Source organism: Nocardia mexicana NBRC 108244 (genome assembly GCF_001613165.1).
GTDB lineage: Bacteria > Actinomycetota > Actinomycetes > Mycobacteriales > Mycobacteriaceae > Nocardia > Nocardia mexicana.
The window spans coordinates 22,583-36,761 of the sequence record NZ_BDBV01000052.1 but is presented as its reverse complement, the minus strand read 5'-3'; the positions used below and the strand labels follow the sequence as shown (position 1 = coordinate 36,761).

Here is a 14,179-nt window from a genome sequence, read left to right as displayed (position 1 = left end):
CCCTTCTCGCAAATATCCGTGGAATTTCAGTTCACCGCAAGCGCCCGGAGCCAGCTTCGCACCTGCCCGTGACGGCGCGCGCTCGGCGTCGAGCGACGGGAAGCGGGAGCCCGCCGCAACGGGCGGCCAGGTCGCGCGGTCTCAGCTCCACGAGTTGTGAGCAGGATGGTCGGGTCTCCCGCATATCGGCCTTGGACGCATCGGCGGTTCAGTCGAGCACCTCTCGCAGAAATCGCTCGACCTCGGCGCGGTAGACGGCGGGTTGATCGTCGTGCACCAGGTGCCCGGCGTCGGCGACCAGTTCGTATCGGGCGCCGGGGTGCACCTGTGCCATTTCGCGCATCTGGCCCGGTGGGGTGATGGTGTGCTCGCCCTCGAACAGCAGCGCGGGGGCCTTTACGGCGCGCCACTGGTCCCAGAAGTCCCGGGTACCCCATTCCTCGGAGATGTCGCGGAAGGTGGTCACGTCGCCGTGCAGGCGGTAGCCGTCGGGGCCGTGCTCGAACGATTCCAGGAAGTATCGCCCGGCCACCGGGCCGAAGAAGTCCAGCATGGCGTCGGCATCGGGGAAAGGCTGCGGCCAGGCCTCGATCATGGCGGCCCAGTCGCGGGCGGTGCGGCCGCGGAAGTCCGGGGCGATGTCCTCGACCACGAGGGCCCGCACCCGCTCGGGATACTCCGCCGCGAATACCCAGCCGTGCAGCCCGCCCATCGAATGCCCGATCACCACCATGGGTTCGGGAATCTCCGCGGTGGCCGTCGCGAGGTCGGCGACGAACGCCTCGGTGCTCAGCTCCGCGGGTGCCGGACGGCCGTGACCCGCGGCATCGAAGGTGTACACGTGTCCGAACTCCCGCAGCCAGTCCAGATGCGCACGCCAGGTCCGGGCGCTGCCCATCAGCCCGTGCAGCAACAGAATCGGCGCCCCGGCGCCACCCTCGTCGTACAACATCGCCTCGACGATACGTCCGCGGAAGGTGCGGGTGCGCGAGCGCTAGCCTGGTGCGCATGGCTGTTGTGAAGATCAATGCGATCGAGATTCCCGAGGGCGCGGGCCCCGAGCTGGAGAAGCGGTTCGCCGCGCGGGCACACGCGGTGGAGAACTCCCCCGGATTCCTCGGTTTCCAGCTGTTGCGGCCGGTCGCCGGGGACGAGCGGTACTTCGTTGTCACGCAGTGGGATTCGGAGGAGTCGTTCGCCGCGTGGCGCGACGGCCCGGCCAAGGAGGCGCACGCGGGCCAGGCCCGCAAGCCGGTGGCCTCCGGGGCATCGCTGCTGGAATTCGAGGTCGTCCTGGACGTCCCCGCGAAGTCCGCCGCCGAGTAGCGCCGGGCGAGCCCGGGACCGCTCCGCCATTCCGGCATGCTTCGGCCGGAATCCACGGCGAGGTCCCGGCATGCTCCAGCGGCTACCCCGGCGCGGTGGTGACGTCGAGTTCGCGGATGCCCGCATCGGCGGCTGGATCGGCGCCGGTGAGCCGGATACGGACGTAGCGGGCGTAGGAGGGGGTCGTCAGCTCGCCGTTTTCGTTGCGCGGCACAGTAACCCAGGTCCGGTTGTCGCGGGAGATCGCGATCTCGGACGATGCCGGGGCAGGCCCGTTCCACAGCGGTGTCACTCGCGTGACGGCGCCGACCGCGCCCAGGTCGACGGTCAGCTCGGCCCGGTCGGCGGCGGGCAGCCAGCTGGTGGCGGTATCGCCGTCGACGGCGGCCTCCGCGTAATCGCCGGGCTGTTCGCTCGACGCCATGGCCGTCTTGCACTGTGCGGCATCGGCGGTGGGGTCCAGATCGGGGCGGCGGGTCGGCAGCTCGAGCGGGCGTCCCGACTCGACCCGGCGAATGCCCTCGGCGGTCTCCACCGGCAGCGGGTCTCCGGACCGAAGCGTGACCGTGGTGTGCCGGGGACCGACAGCGACATCGAAAACCCTTCCCTGCCAATCCAATCCGCGCACCGTCACCCCGTCGGCAAGCTGCGGCGGGAGCAGCGGGTCCAGCCGCACCCGGTCCTCGCGAAGGCGCAGTCCCACCAGCCCGTTGGTGAACTCCTGCACGAAACCGCCTGCGAGCGTTGTGAAATAGAATGCGGGGGCACCGGCGTGCGGATCCGTGGCACCCGCCTTCTCGCCGCGCGCTTCGGCGAACTGCCCGAAAGGCTCGCGGGCGAAGGGGCGGGCCGAACGATCGAGATAGGTGCCCACCGAACAGCCCGCCTCACCGTTGGCCGCGGCGTCGATCTGATGCACCGAGTCGGTCATGGCGGGCCCGTCCGGATCGGTGCGCTCGGCGTAGTAGTCCAGCGTCTTCGCCGCCACCTGCGGCGGCATCGGCCACTCCAGCGGATACTGCAGAAGCACCGTATCGGCCTGCTTGATCTCCGATCCGCGGTAGCCCTCGTACTGCAGGAAGATGCCGTCGCGGGCGTCGAACGGCATGCGCAGCCGATCGGCGACCGCCGTCCATTCCGCCGGTGCGGGCGCGCCGACGATCCGCGCCGCCGTGACCGCGTTCCGAAGCGCCACGGCGGCAACGCCATTGGTGTACACCCCGTCGTCGACGCCGTTGCTGTACTCGTCCGGCCCGGCGACATCGCGGATCGAGAAACTGCCGTCCGGGTTCGGAGTCGCACGGGCGGCCCAGAATTCGGCGAGGCTCGACATGATCGGCCAGATGCGGTCGCGCAGGTAGCCGACGTCCTTGGTGGCCAGGTAGTACTGCCACGCGGCCAGCGACACATCGCCCTGCAGGTGGATCTGGGTCACGCAGTGCGGCGGCGACCAGCTGTGGCATTCGCTCCACAGGTCGCCGGTGCTCGCACTGGTCCACGGATAGAACGCGCCGGGATAGCCGAGGCGCCGGGCGTTCTCGCGGGCGCCCGGCAGGGTCTTGTAGCGGTACTCGACCACCGACCGCGCCAGCTCCGGCTGTAACTGCAGCAGCCCCGGATACATCCAGATGTCGGCATCCCAGAAGACCAGACCGGCATAGTTGTCACTGCTCAGCCCGGTCGGCGACAGGCTGTTGTCCTGCCGCGGATTCGTGGCCGAGTAGAGCGAGTACAGCGCGCTACGAGTCCAGCGCTGCACATCCGGGCGGCCGGGCACTTCGATATCGGACTCCCACAACCCGCGCCACGCCTGCGCCTGTGCGGCAAGCAGATTCGGCCATCCCCGGTCGGCGGCCCGGCGCGCGGCCTCCATCGCGGAGCGGCCGGGGTCGGCGGCGGTGAGCCCGGTGTCGACGCCGACGAACTTGGTGACCTCGTAGGGCCTCCCGGACGTGACGGCCGATGTCGCCTGCTGACCGGACTCCTGCGGCCGCACAGAACCGTCGGCGGCCAGCACCGAGGCCACATTGCCGACCACATTCGTTGCCCGGGTGCGGAATTCGGCATTGACCGTGGCGGGCCGCGGGGACGAGAACCCGGTTCGATCGATGCGGCGGGCACCGGTGAAATCGAGCAGATCGGTCACGGTCACCTGCCCGTCCCAGTGCGGCGTGACGGTGAGATGCACTGCGGCGGAATGCTGATCGGTGCGATCGGCGAACACGTCGTAGGCCAGATCCGTGGCGCGGCCGTCGCGCGTGGTCCAGGTCAGCTCGGTCCGCACCATGCCGCAGCGCAGGAGCTGGGTCTGCCGGAAGTTCGATACCTGGGCGGGTGGCGTTGCCGGAGAAAAGGTTTCGTCGCCGACCCGCACCTGCAGCGTCGACCAGTTCGGCAGTGCCGCGGCCACCGTCAGCCCGTCGGCGAGCGCCGGTTCGCGCCCGTACAGTCCGGCCACGAACGCACCGTCGTAGCGCGGGGTGTACAGCGGCCAGCCGGTGCGCTCACCGGTCTCGGCGTACCCGGTCCCGGCGGGCGGCAACCGCAGGCCGAGATAACCGTTGCCGACGAACGGGTGCGCCTCGAAGCCCGCGGCGAACGACTCCGAGGACGGCGCCCACCCCGGCTCGGCGGAAACGGAGTCCCCAGGGCAGGGATAGGACAGCGGCGATTCCCCGGACCGCGAACGCACCGCAACCACGATCGCGGCGACGACCAGCACGGTCACGATCGCCGCGACGATACCGATCAGCAGCCGGGGGCGGCGGCCGAATGACGATCGCGCAGTTGACGCCACATAACTCAGGGTGTCACAGTTCAGGTGACCACAGCGACGGTGACGCGGTAACCCGGTGCGATTCCGGGGCGGTCGCGCCACTGTAATCCGGCCTCATCCGCCGGCGAGCCAGACATCGGCACCGTCGTTGCTAGACCCGCTCGCGGGGACGCGACCATCCCCGAAGGAGGACCACCATGGCCATCGCGCACGCCCCCAGCCGCGCAACCGATTCGCTCGCCACCGTGCTCGTTGCGGTAGGCGTCGTCCTGTTGGCACTGCTCACGCTGTACCTGGTCGGCTTCGATCAGGGCGCGGTCTCCCAGAGCGGGATGTACCTGCACGAGCTGATGCACGACGGGCGACACCTGCTGGGCGTGCCGTGCCACTGACCGGTTCGCTCAAGACCCTGCTCCTACGCGGCCTGCTGGCCGGACTCATCGCCGGGCTGCTGGCGGGCACCGTGGGGTTCGTCATCGGCGAGCCGAAGGTCGAATCGGCCATCGCCATCGAGGAGGCCGCCGGCGCCGCGGAGGGCGGCCACTCCCACGAAGAGTCCGAAGAACCACTGGTCAGCCGCGGCGGGCAGAAGTTCGGCGAATTCCTCGCACTCGGACTGTCCGGGCTGGCACTGGGCGCGATCTTCGCCGCGGCGGCCAACTTCGCCCGCCGCCACACCAGCCTGCCGGGGCCGAAACTGGCTGTGGCACTGGGATTGTGCGGCTGGCTCGCGATCACCGCGGTGCCGTTCTTCAAGTACCCGGCCAATCCCCCCGCGGTGGGCGAGCCGGACACGATCAACGAGCGCACCCTGCTGTGGGTGGCGGCGGTTCTGCTCGGGCTGGCGGCGGTCGGCGCCGCGGTATTCGTGCACCGCCTGCTGTCCGCGCAGCTGAGCACGGTCCGATTCGCCGGTGCGGTGGCGGCCTTCGTGGCCGTGACGGCGATCGGGTACATCGCGCTGCCCGGGGTGAACGAGGTGAAGGACGACTTCCCGGCCACGCTGCTGTGGCAGTTCCGGGTGTCGTCGCTGGCCGTGTCGGCCACGCTGTGGGCGGTGCTGGGCCTGGCCTTCGCGACGCTCACGGAGTTCGCGGATCGCAAGCGGGCGGCGGTCGCCGCGTAATCGGGCCCGATGAACGTCGAGGGCGGTGCGATCGCACCGCCCTCGTTCCGTCGGCGCCGGGCGCATGGCCGCCCGGCACCCGTCGCTACCTCGTCAGGATTCCAGCGCGGCGTCCAGTTCGATGGTGCCGACACCGGCCAGGGCCTTGCTGATCGGGCAGCCGGTCTTGGCGCCCTCGGCGGCGGCTTGGAAACCCGCGGCGTCCAGCCCGTCGACCTTGCCGCGGACGGTCAGCTTGATGGTGCTGATGTGGAAGCCGCCCGCCGGATCCGGGCCCAGCGTGACATCGGCGTTGACGTCCAGGCTCTGCACCGTGCCGCCGGCGTTGCCGATCTGGCCCGACAGCGCCATGGCATAGCACGACGAATGCGCGGCGGCGATCAGTTCCTCCGGGCTGGTGGTGCCATCGGCGGTGTCGGCGGTCCGCTTCGGGAACGACACGTCGAACTTGCCGACGCCGGAGCTCGCCAGCTCGACCTGGCCCGAGCCATCCTGCAGGCCCCCGGTCCAAGCGGTGCGCGCGGTACGTGTTGGCATCACTGTCCTTTCACAGTCGGAATGGATTGCCGTCTCGACCGAACCTACCCGCTCGGCCGCCCGCCCGTACTCCTTCGCGGGCACGCCCGCCGACCCGCACCGATGATCCCGCTCATTCCGGGTTCGTCACGCGGGCCAGCACGATGCCCCCGACGATCATCGCCAGCGCCAGCGCCCGACCGGCGCTGAACGGATCCTTGTGCACAACGATCCCCAGCCCGATGGCCCCGACCGCGCCGATGCCGGTGAACACGGCGTACGCGGTGCCGACCGGCAGCGTCTGCATCGCCCGCGACAGCAGATACACCGCCGCGGCGGCCAGCACGAAGCAGAGCAGGGTCGGCAGCGGCTTGGTGAATCCCTGTGTCGGCTTGATGCTCTGCGACCAGGCGATCTCGATCAGACTCGCGAAAACCAGGATCAGCCAGTTCATTTCGGTACTCCTCATCGCGGTGGAGCGCTCCACATATGTGGACATCATGTCCACATATCCTTATGGCCGACTCAACCGGACGTATTGTCCACATATTCCCGGTGGCTTACAGTGGCGCCCATGACCTCCCGATCCGACCTGTTCGCGCGGGCTCCCAGCGATCCCGTCGAGCGGGCCGACGCCGCGCGCAACCGGGCGAAGATCCGCGCCGCGGCGGCCGGTCTGTTCGCGGCCCGCGACCCCCGCACGGTGACGATGGACGACGTGGCCAAGGCCGCCGGGGTCGGACGCGGCACCCTCTACCGCCGCTACCCCGACGTCGCCTCCATCGCTCTCGCGCTGCTGGACGAACACGAACGCGCCCTGCAGGAGCAATTGCTCGGCGGCCCACCCCCGCTCGGCCCCGGCGCCGCACCGGCCGAGCGCCTGGCCGCCTTCTATGCCGCGATGGTCGAGCTGCTGGAAACGCACTCGCCGCTGGTATTGGGCGCCGAGAGCGGCGGCGCCCGCTTCGCGACCGGGGCGTACGGATTCTGGCACGCCCACGTCCGCGCGCTCCTGACGGAAGCCGAAGTGCCGGAACCGGATTCGCTGATCGACATCCTGCTCGCCCCGCTCTCCGCCGAGGTCTACCGCCGCCAGCGCTCCCGCAAACTGACCCCCGAGCAGATCACCGCAGCCCTGGAACGGCTGGCGTACGGAGTCCTCGGTTCGAGTTCGAAACACGAGTAGCCGCTGATGGTTTCCCATCAGCGGCTACGTATTATCTTGCGGCTCAGACCATGTCGCGGCGCTTGACCAACCACACGGTGGCGCCGACGAATACCGCGATGTACACACCGAGCACCGCGAACGACACCGGTCGGGACAGGACGTCCAGTACCCCGGGCGTCGCCGAGCCTCCGACCGTGCGCATCGCACCGGCCAGCGATCCGGCCGCCGTACCGGGCAGGTAGTCGGTGATCGCCTGGATCGGCGAGAAGATCGCCCCGACGCCGCGCAGCAGATTCTCCACCACCAGCACCCAGACCAGGCCGAGACCGACGGCCAGCGCGGGACCTCGGGCGATGGCGCCGACCAGCGCACCGGCCAGCGTCCACATCCCGAGAATGACCGTGCCCGTGACTATCCCGAGCAGCGCCCGGCCCGGCGACGGCAGCGCCAGCGAACCGTCCTGCACGGAGCCGATCACCGCGGCCACCCCGGTGTCGATCACGAACGCCGCGCAGACCAGCGCGACCACCACGGCGGCCAGCGCCAATACGGTTCCGGCCATCACGCTGACCCGGGCGGGCCCCTGTGTGAGGACGGTTTTCCAACTGCCCCAACCGTATCCGCTACCGGTGACCATCGCGCCGAGCACGAGCATCAGCGCACCGCCGAACATCGCCATGCCCTGCGTGAACACCTCCGGCACGGCGGCGGGCAGCATCAACTGGAGCAATACGTCACGCGGCTGCCCGTTCGACATCCGCGAACTGTCGCCCGTGGTGTATGCCAGGTAGTTGAACAGGTACGCGAAGGTGAGATTCAGCAGAATCCAGGTGCCGAGCACGACCCAGAACGCGGGCCACTTGCGCAGCCGATCGAGTTCCGCGGCGGTGCAGGCCAGCACATCGCGCACGCCGCTGTATCCGGTTGCCTGCCTGAGGCTCATACCGCTTCCTCCAGTTTCGTCATCTCGAAAAACACTTCCTCCAGCGACTTTTCGTCGGTGCGCAGCTCCAGCAGATCCGCACCGGCCTCGATCACCGCGCGCGCCACCGTCGGCGCCATTGCCGTACCGGCATCCACTCTGATGCCGGCGGCGGTCAGCAACGCGGATCGATCGCCCACCACCCGCCGCACGGCGGGGAAGGCCAGCTCCACCGGTTCGGCACGCAGGAAAAGCGTTGCCGCACCGCGCAATTCGCTCACCGTCGCCTCCGTGAGCAGACGGCCCCGCGAGATGACGCCGACGCGGTCGCAAATCTCCTGCACCTCGCTGAGCAGGTGAGAGGACAGCACGACGGTGTGCCCGTCGGCGGCGAGTCCGGTGATGAGCTCCCGCATCTCGGCCATCCCGGCCGGATCGAGCCCGTTGGTGGGTTCGTCGAGGATGAGCAGGTCCGGACGCCCCAGCAGCGCCGCGGCCACGCCGAGCCGCTGCTTCATCCCCAGCGAATAGGTGCGGAATTTGTCGTGCGCCCGATCTGCCAGGCCCACCCGCTCCAGCGCCTGCTCCACGCCGTCGCGCTCGACGCCGCGGTAGCGGGCGAGCAGCCGCAGGTTGTCGCGGCCGGACAGGTACGGGTAGAAGCCCGGACCCTCGATCAGAACGCCGATGCGTCGCAGCGTTTCCGGGTCGCCCGGGTGGCTTCCCAGCACCGTGGCCGCGCCGGAGGTGGGCCGGATCAGGCCGACCAGCATGCGCAGGGTCGTGGTCTTCCCGGCGCCGTTGGGGCCGAGGAAGCCGTAGATCTCACCGGCGTGGACCGTCATGCCGACGGCGTCGACGGCGGTGTGGGTGCCGTAGGTCTTGGTCAGGGCATCGGTCACCACGACCGCGGCCGTGTCGGGCGCCGACGCGGCGCGGGCGGACCTGCCGTCGCTGTCTCGTACCGAATCGTTCATGCCATTGAGAATCCGCCCGCGACCAGGGTCGACACATCCGCCGTCCGGCGTGACCCGGCGTACGTATCTGGACGTAATTCGCGGTGCGTAGCTCCCGTTCGCGGTGTGGCGGCGCTACCGTTCGGGTGTGGAGTCGAGGGTGTGGCCGGGTTTGCGGGATGTGCTGCCCGCGGTCGTCGTCGCCGTCGCGCAGTTGGCGGGTGGCAGCGCGGCGAACGTGCATCAGAGCGGGACCCGCGCCCTCGACGCGCTCGGTTACGTGCTGCTGGTGGCCGGGCCGCTGCTGCTGGTGGTCCGCCGCCGCTACCCGCAGGCCGTGCTCTATGGGGTACTGGCGGCCACGGCCATATACCTGCTGGTCGGCTACGGCTACGGGCCGATCTTCATCTCTCTGGTCATCGCCTTCCTCACCGCGGCCGGCCGGGGGTCACGCTGGTACACCTACCCGCTGCTGCCGCTCGGATACCTACTGATGGTGTGGCCGATTCCGGCCCTGCGCGGGTATTCGACCAACAGCTGGCAGGCGGCCGGTCTGCTGGCGTGGCTGAGCGTGCTGGTCGCGATGGCGGAGGGAATCAGGCAGCGCCGGGCGGTGCTGGTGGCGCGGCGGCAGCGGGCCGAGGTCGCGCGGCGCAACGAGGAGGCGGAGCGGGCCCGCGAGCTGGCCCAGCGCGAGCAGCGCGCCACCGAGGAGCGTCTGGCCATCGCCCGCGATCTGCACGATGTGCTGGCGCACAGCCTGTCGGTGATCAACGTGCAGTCGTCGGTGGCGCTGGAACTGCTGGACCGCAAGCCCGACCAGGCGGCCACCTCGCTGGCGGCGATCAAACAGACCAGCCGCGACGCCCTCGGCGAGGTGCACGCGCTGCTGCGCTCGATCCGGTCCGGCGCGGAAACCGTTGCGGCGCCGACAACCCCGGCCGTCGGCATCACCGACCTGGAGACGCTGCTCGGCCCCGCACGCGCCGCCGGGCTGACAGTGCGAACCGAGACCCGCGGCACTCCCCAGCGCCTGCCCGCGGTGCTCGACGGCGCGGCCGCCCGCATCGTCCAGGAGTCGCTGACCAATGTGCTGCGCCACGCACCCGGCGCCGAAGCCGTTGTCACCGTGGACTTCTCCCCCGACACCCTGCACCTGACCATCGACGACATCGGGGCCGGGCAGAATTGCCCGGCGTCTCCACAGCAGTTCACGGCTCGTGACGGCACGGGCTTCTCGGAGCCATCTCGGCAGTCGACGGACCACGGAAACACCGGTGCCCCTGAGACTTCCCCACAGTCCGGAGCCGGAGGCGGCAACGGGATACCCGGCATGATCGAGCGGGCCCACGCCCTCGGCGGCGAGCTGACTGCGCGACCGCGCCCCGACGGCGGCTTCCGCGTCCACGCCGATCTCCCGATCCCGCACCTCGACGACTCCACCACCTCCGGAGACGCCCGATGACCCGAGCCACACCGCGACCCCGTCGCACCCTCTGCGCGTTCCCGCACCCGCTGCAACGCTTGTACGGGGTGCAGGAACAGACACGGGGCGCGAGGGCCGACCGTCTCGCACCCCATGCGTGTTCACGCACCCGCTGCGGAGCTTGTGCGGGGTGCGGGAGCACGGCAGGGGTGCGGCTATCCCCGTCGGTGGGCTTCGTGAATGAGCTTCGGTATCGGGAGGTGCGGTGAGTATTCGGGTGCTGGTGGCCGACGATCAGGCGTTGGTGCGCGGTGGGTTCGTGGCGCTGCTGGGTGCGCAGGACGGGATCGAGGTGGTCGGCGAGGCCGACAACGGGGAGCAGGCCGTCCGGATGACGCGCGAGCTGCGGCCGGATGTGGTGCTCATGGATATCCGCATGCCGGTGCTGGACGGCCTGGCCGCCACGCGCGAGATCGCGGCCGACGCCGCGCTATCCGAGGTGAAGGTGGTGGTGCTCACCACCTTCGAGCTCGACGAGTACGTCTTCGAGGCAATGCGCTCGGGCGCAACGGGTTTCCTCGTCAAGCACACCGAACCGGCCGATCTGGTGAAGGCGGTGCGGGTAGTGGCCGCGGGCGATGCGCTGCTGTCCCCCAGCGTGACCCGGCGCCTGGTCTCCGAATTTGCCTCGCGCGCAAAGCCCGCGCCGGCCGCCGAGCTGTCGGAACTCACCGATCGCGAACGCGAGGTGATGGCGCTGGTCGCCGAGGGCCTCACCAACGCCGAGATCGCCGAGCGGCTGTTCCTCAGCCCTGCCACCGCGCGCACGCACGTGAGCCGAATCCTGTTGAAGCTCAACGCCCGCGACCGGACGCAGCTGGTGGTCATGGCCTACGAGTCGGGACTGGTGCGGCCGGGCTGGCAGTGAAGGTCGGCCGTGCACGAACCCGCCGACGACCCGTGCTCGGCGGCGCGGGTACGCTGCCGTCGGAAGCAGAATTATCCGCCCGGATTCGACTGCTGCCGTTCGTCTTCCGTGAAACCGACCGGCGCGCCGAGGCCGGACTGCAGCCTCGCCGAATTGCCCGCGGCGGCCCGGAACACCCCGGCCACCCCGCCCGGAGCGGCGGCGTAGGTGATGGCCTGCCGCGGATCGAAGCCCATCTCGGTGCCGATCGCGACGGCGTCCATATTCGCCCCCAGGAACAGGAAGTTCCAGCTGTACACCTCCTGCTGCTGGGTGATCAGCGACTTGACCGCCGCGTGTGACCATTCCCTGCTGGAGTTCTCGTGGCCGTCGGTGAGCACGACGACGATCACGGTGCTCGGGCGCCTGTCCTCGGGGCGCTGCGCCAGTTCCGCGCCGACCTCGGTGACCAGTCGGCCGACCGCATCGTAGAGGGCGGTCATCCCGCGCGGCTGCAGTTGCAGCGGAGGCACCTGTGCCAGTGGACAATTCGCGTACAGCTGTTCGTATTCGGTGTCGAACCGGGCCAGGGTCACCTCGATGCGCTTCGGCACCGCGCGCTGTTCGTCGAGGAACGCGGCGAAGCCGCCCTCGGTATCGGACTTGATCGACTGCATGGAACCGGAGCGGTCGAGCAGGACGGCGATGAGTGTCAGGTCGGGATCGGTCATCGGTGCACTCTCGGATCGTTTGCGCGGGCGCCACCCACGGTACGCGCGCCGGCTCGGGCCCGTTCGAGCTCGGCGAATCTGTCGGACCCCCGGTCTAGCGTGAGCGCTCGAAACATCTGCTGCGAGCGATTGGGGGATCTGCGATGGGCATGGTGATGTCGTTCAGCCGGGTGACGCCCGCCGAACTGGACCGGATCGGCGCGAATCCGGAGAATGTGCACGAATTCCTGTGGGAGCTGGACCGGGACGGGGAACCGGACGGCTATATCGACAAGGCCTGGGACGGGCTGCGCTACCTGTTCGAATGCGCGCACCTGGAGATCGATCTGTTCCTGGACGGCGAGTCGATCGGTTCCGACGGCACGCTGAGCGCGTGGGACGCCGTACTTGTGCACGAAACCGCGGACGTGCTGCGCAACACCCCGTTCGAGCAGCTGGCGCGACACTTCGACGCCGAGCAGATGACGGCGCAGGAGGTCTACCCCAGCATCTGGCACGACGGCGACGACGCCCTGGACTACCTGCGCACGAACTACCTGCACCTGAGGCGATTCTTCGAGTTCGCCGCCGCCGGTGGGTCCGGCGCCGTCATGTCCTTCGGCTGAGGCGTCCGCCACGGCGTCCGGACGAAGACGCGGACCACGCACGTCCGGGCCTGACTACGTGCACAGACGTATTCCGTTTGTCGCTCGCGCGCCGATGTCACCGGCGGCGGTTCGGAACAAGCTGGGAGCCATGAACATCTACGCAAGTCCCGAGGCCGTGTCCCTCCTGGCCGACCACTACAACGACGGCTGGCACCCCTGGCCGTTCTTCTGGATCTTCCCGGTCATGTTCTGGCTCGCCGTCATCGCCTTCGTGTTCGTCTCCCGGCGGGCCCGGTGGCGCGACCGCGGCGTCGGCACCCTGCGGTCGGCGTTCGCACGCGGCGAGATCGACGAGGACCAGTACCTGACCCGGTTGGAGGTGCTGCGCCGCACTCGCCGCCCGCGCCGGTAGCCCCGGCTCCGGGTGGCTTCTCCGGCACGGGGAGCCGCTCGGCCGCACGGCCCGAGCGGCTGCGCTGACCAGGGAATCAGGGTGTGGTTCCGGGTGATCCCCGATGCCGCGCCGGCCGATGTTCCGGAAGTCTGGTAATCACACCCGACCACGCGGAACAGGAGATACCGCCATGCTCGTACCGATCTTGTCGGTGCTGCTCATCGGACTGATCGTCGGTGTGTTCGCCGGTGCGGTCGTCGGGCACACCCCGCTCGCGCGGGCTGCGCTGACCGGCCTGATCGGTGCCGCGGCCGGAGCGGCGGCAGGCGCGGGGATAGGAAGTCTCCTGGGCCCGGCCCTGCCCGCAGGCCATTACGCGGCCCTCCTCGGCTACACCGGGGCTGTCCTGGGCGCCCTCGCCCTCGTCACCAACCCTGCGTCCACCCGCTACCGCGGAATGACGCGCTCCTGAAGAGCTGCAAGGGATTCGGCCGCACAGGCCCTGGACGCTCTACTGCCCGAGAACCTGAGCGGACGACGGGTCGATCGGAGCGTGTAGTCCTCGCCGAATCGCCTGTTCCAGAGGCGAATACGCGCCGTCGGGCCGGTTCAGTACACACGGCTCGCGGAGGATCAGCGGCGGCTGGGCCATGAACTTCGGGCGGCCCGTCCGGTTGGGCTGGGCGGCGTGCACGAGGAAGGGGTGGCACAGGTAGACGTCTCCGGCCTCGCCGGTGGCGGTCGCCTCCGGAAGGTCGGCGGTGGCCGCGTAGGTATCGGCCAACTCCCCCATCGGGACACCCGGTGCGCCGAACGGCTCCAGGACACTCGGCAGCCGCAGATGCGATCCGACACGGATGCGCGTCGGGGCATCGTCCGCGCCCACATCGGAGAACAGGAAGAGCATCAGCAGCGCCCGTCCCTTCGACCACAGATTGAGCCGCCAGGTCAGGAAGTTCGCCGGATCGTCGCCTTCGAAACTCGCGTCGACATGCCAGCCGTCGTCACCGGGCTCGGCGCTGCTGGGAAATCGGACGGGGAAGGTGCCGAGGCTCCCCCGAGGCCACCATCGGCCCGCCCCGACCAGCTGATCGAAGGCCTCCCGCAGCGCCGGGGTGTTCACCGCCTGCCGGAACGGTTCCTCGGCATGATCGCCGAGGCGGATCACCGGCTGCGTCCACGTCGACGGATCGTCCGGGTCGCATCCCGTTGCCCGCCACAGGATCTCCCGCCCGGCCTCGGCCACCGCACGGGGGAACGCCCCCTCCACCTTCACGAATCCGTCCGCGACGAACGCCTCGATCTGTTCCTCGGAGAGCATGCGGTCCTTTCGTCGTCGATCCG

Annotated in this window: 17 protein-coding genes and 1 riboswitch; of the genes, 9 read left to right on the top strand and 8 right to left on the bottom strand. The window is 69.7% G+C overall.

The window, feature by feature from the left end:
* Nucleotides 1–208 precede the first annotated feature (208 nt).
* Nucleotides 209–952, bottom strand: a complete 744-nt coding sequence (locus tag NM1_RS21115; RefSeq protein ID WP_068022368.1) for an alpha/beta fold hydrolase — start codon at nt 950–952, stop codon at nt 209–211.
* Nucleotides 953–1,008: 56 nt separating this feature from the next.
* Between NM1_RS21115 and NM1_RS21110 the strand changes: the two genes are divergently transcribed.
* Nucleotides 1,009–1,326 carry an antibiotic biosynthesis monooxygenase family protein gene (locus NM1_RS21110; RefSeq protein WP_068022365.1) on the top strand — a complete coding sequence of 106 codons (318 nt, stop codon included), beginning with the start codon at nt 1,009–1,011 and terminating at the stop codon, nt 1,324–1,326.
* A gap of 82 nt (nt 1,327–1,408) precedes the next feature.
* On the opposite strand, the gene NM1_RS21105 is transcribed toward NM1_RS21110, so the two are convergent.
* On the bottom strand, nt 1,409–4,123 hold the full coding sequence (locus NM1_RS21105; RefSeq protein ID WP_246011497.1) for a discoidin domain-containing protein: 2,715 nt from the start codon (nt 4,121–4,123) through the stop codon (nt 1,409–1,411).
* A riboswitch (cobalamin riboswitch) is annotated at nt 4,121–4,261 on the top strand. Its footprint overlaps the gene before it by 3 nt.
* A 38-nt stretch (nt 4,262–4,299) precedes the next feature.
* Here NM1_RS21105 and NM1_RS21100 point away from each other — a divergent pair.
* Nucleotides 4,300–4,494 carry a CbtB domain-containing protein gene (locus NM1_RS21100; RefSeq protein WP_068022360.1) on the top strand — a complete coding sequence of 65 codons (195 nt, stop codon included), beginning with the start codon at nt 4,300–4,302 and terminating at the stop codon, nt 4,492–4,494.
* On the top strand, nt 4,485–5,228 hold the full coding sequence (locus NM1_RS21095; protein ID WP_068022356.1) for a CbtA family protein: 744 nt from the start codon (nt 4,485–4,487) through the stop codon (nt 5,226–5,228). Before NM1_RS21100 ends, NM1_RS21095 begins: the two co-directional genes overlap by 10 nt.
* 93 nt (nt 5,229–5,321) lie before the next feature.
* On the opposite strand, the gene NM1_RS21090 is transcribed toward NM1_RS21095, so the two are convergent.
* Nucleotides 5,322–5,765 (bottom strand): OsmC family peroxiredoxin, encoded by a 444-nt coding sequence (locus tag NM1_RS21090; protein WP_068022355.1) that lies wholly within the window; start codon nt 5,763–5,765, stop codon nt 5,322–5,324.
* Between the two features lie 112 nt (nt 5,766–5,877).
* Nucleotides 5,878–6,246 carry a DMT family transporter gene (locus NM1_RS21085; RefSeq protein ID WP_246011496.1) on the bottom strand — a complete coding sequence of 123 codons (369 nt, stop codon included), beginning with the start codon at nt 6,244–6,246 and terminating at the stop codon, nt 5,878–5,880.
* 72 nt (nt 6,247–6,318) lie between these two features.
* On the opposite strand from NM1_RS21085, the gene NM1_RS21080 reads away from it, so the two are divergent.
* Nucleotides 6,319–6,930: a TetR/AcrR family transcriptional regulator gene (locus tag NM1_RS21080; protein WP_068022567.1), complete on the top strand. Its 612-nt coding sequence runs from the start codon at nt 6,319–6,321 to the stop codon at nt 6,928–6,930.
* A 43-nt stretch (nt 6,931–6,973) separates the two neighbouring features.
* Here the strand turns inward: NM1_RS21080 and NM1_RS21075 are convergent, their stop codons facing one another.
* On the bottom strand, nt 6,974–7,855 hold the full coding sequence (locus tag NM1_RS21075; RefSeq protein ID WP_068022350.1) for an ABC-2 transporter permease: 882 nt from the start codon (nt 7,853–7,855) through the stop codon (nt 6,974–6,976).
* Nucleotides 7,852–8,811 carry an ABC transporter ATP-binding protein gene (locus NM1_RS21070; protein WP_084519857.1) on the bottom strand — a complete coding sequence of 320 codons (960 nt, stop codon included), beginning with the start codon at nt 8,809–8,811 and terminating at the stop codon, nt 7,852–7,854. The genes NM1_RS21075 and NM1_RS21070 overlap by 4 nt, the downstream gene beginning before the upstream one ends.
* A gap of 127 nt (nt 8,812–8,938) precedes the next feature.
* On the opposite strand from NM1_RS21070, the gene NM1_RS21065 reads away from it, so the two are divergent.
* Both NM1_RS21065 and NM1_RS21060 read left to right on the top strand, forming a co-directional pair.
* On the top strand, nt 8,939–10,255 hold the full coding sequence (locus NM1_RS21065) for a sensor histidine kinase (protein ID WP_068022347.1): 1,317 nt from the start codon (nt 8,939–8,941) through the stop codon (nt 10,253–10,255).
* Nucleotides 10,256–10,481: 226 nt separating this feature from the next.
* On the top strand, nt 10,482–11,144 hold the full coding sequence (locus tag NM1_RS21060) for a response regulator transcription factor (protein ID WP_068022345.1): 663 nt from the start codon (nt 10,482–10,484) through the stop codon (nt 11,142–11,144).
* 71 nt (nt 11,145–11,215) lie between these two features.
* Here NM1_RS21060 and NM1_RS21055 read toward each other — a convergent pair whose 3' ends face one another.
* Nucleotides 11,216–11,854, bottom strand: a complete 639-nt coding sequence (locus NM1_RS21055) for a vWA domain-containing protein (protein WP_174556897.1) — start codon at nt 11,852–11,854, stop codon at nt 11,216–11,218.
* Between the two features lie 143 nt (nt 11,855–11,997).
* On the opposite strand from NM1_RS21055, the gene NM1_RS21050 reads away from it, so the two are divergent.
* The 3 genes from NM1_RS21050 (at nt 11,998) to NM1_RS21040 (ending at nt 13,307) form a co-directional block, all read left to right on the top strand.
* Nucleotides 11,998–12,459, top strand: a complete 462-nt coding sequence (locus NM1_RS21050) for a YfbM family protein (RefSeq protein ID WP_068022341.1) — start codon at nt 11,998–12,000, stop codon at nt 12,457–12,459.
* Between the two features lie 130 nt (nt 12,460–12,589).
* Nucleotides 12,590–12,853: an SHOCT domain-containing protein gene (locus NM1_RS21045; RefSeq protein WP_068022336.1), complete on the top strand. Its 264-nt coding sequence runs from the start codon at nt 12,590–12,592 to the stop codon at nt 12,851–12,853.
* Nucleotides 12,854–13,025: 172 nt separating this feature from the next.
* Complete coding sequence (locus NM1_RS21040) at nt 13,026–13,307, top strand: hypothetical protein (RefSeq protein ID WP_068022334.1); 282 nt, start codon at nt 13,026–13,028, stop codon at nt 13,305–13,307.
* 39 nt (nt 13,308–13,346) lie between these two features.
* Here NM1_RS21040 and NM1_RS21035 read toward each other — a convergent pair whose 3' ends face one another.
* The gene (locus NM1_RS21035; RefSeq protein WP_068022332.1) at nt 13,347–14,156 is read right to left on the bottom strand and encodes a phytanoyl-CoA dioxygenase family protein; all 810 of its coding nucleotides are present in this window, start codon (nt 14,154–14,156) and stop codon (nt 13,347–13,349) included.
* Between the last annotated feature and the right edge of the window lie 23 nt (nt 14,157–14,179).

Coding starts and splice junctions, on each gene's coding strand:
- NM1_RS21115 (WP_068022368.1), bottom strand. CDS start 952: ATGTTGTACGACGAGGGTGGCGCCGGGGCGCCGATTCTGTTGCTGCAC.
- NM1_RS21045 (WP_068022336.1), top strand. CDS start 12,590: ATGAACATCTACGCAAGTCCCGAGGCCGTGTCCCTCCTGGCCGACCAC.
- NM1_RS21100 (WP_068022360.1), top strand. CDS start 4,300: ATGGCCATCGCGCACGCCCCCAGCCGCGCAACCGATTCGCTCGCCACC.
- NM1_RS21110 (WP_068022365.1), top strand. CDS start 1,009: ATGGCTGTTGTGAAGATCAATGCGATCGAGATTCCCGAGGGCGCGGGC.
- NM1_RS21075 (WP_068022350.1), bottom strand. CDS start 7,855: ATGAGCCTCAGGCAGGCAACCGGATACAGCGGCGTGCGCGATGTGCTG.
- NM1_RS21085 (WP_246011496.1), bottom strand. CDS start 6,246: ATGATGTCCACATATGTGGAGCGCTCCACCGCGATGAGGAGTACCGAA.
- NM1_RS21055 (WP_174556897.1), bottom strand. CDS start 11,854: ATGACCGATCCCGACCTGACACTCATCGCCGTCCTGCTCGACCGCTCC.
- NM1_RS21040 (WP_068022334.1), top strand. CDS start 13,026: ATGCTCGTACCGATCTTGTCGGTGCTGCTCATCGGACTGATCGTCGGT.
- NM1_RS21070 (WP_084519857.1), bottom strand. CDS start 8,811: ATGAACGATTCGGTACGAGACAGCGACGGCAGGTCCGCCCGCGCCGCG.
- NM1_RS21050 (WP_068022341.1), top strand. CDS start 11,998: ATGGGCATGGTGATGTCGTTCAGCCGGGTGACGCCCGCCGAACTGGAC.
- NM1_RS21090 (WP_068022355.1), bottom strand. CDS start 5,765: ATGCCAACACGTACCGCGCGCACCGCTTGGACCGGGGGCCTGCAGGAT.
- NM1_RS21035 (WP_068022332.1), bottom strand. CDS start 14,156: ATGCTCTCCGAGGAACAGATCGAGGCGTTCGTCGCGGACGGATTCGTG.
- NM1_RS21080 (WP_068022567.1), top strand. CDS start 6,319: ATGACCTCCCGATCCGACCTGTTCGCGCGGGCTCCCAGCGATCCCGTC.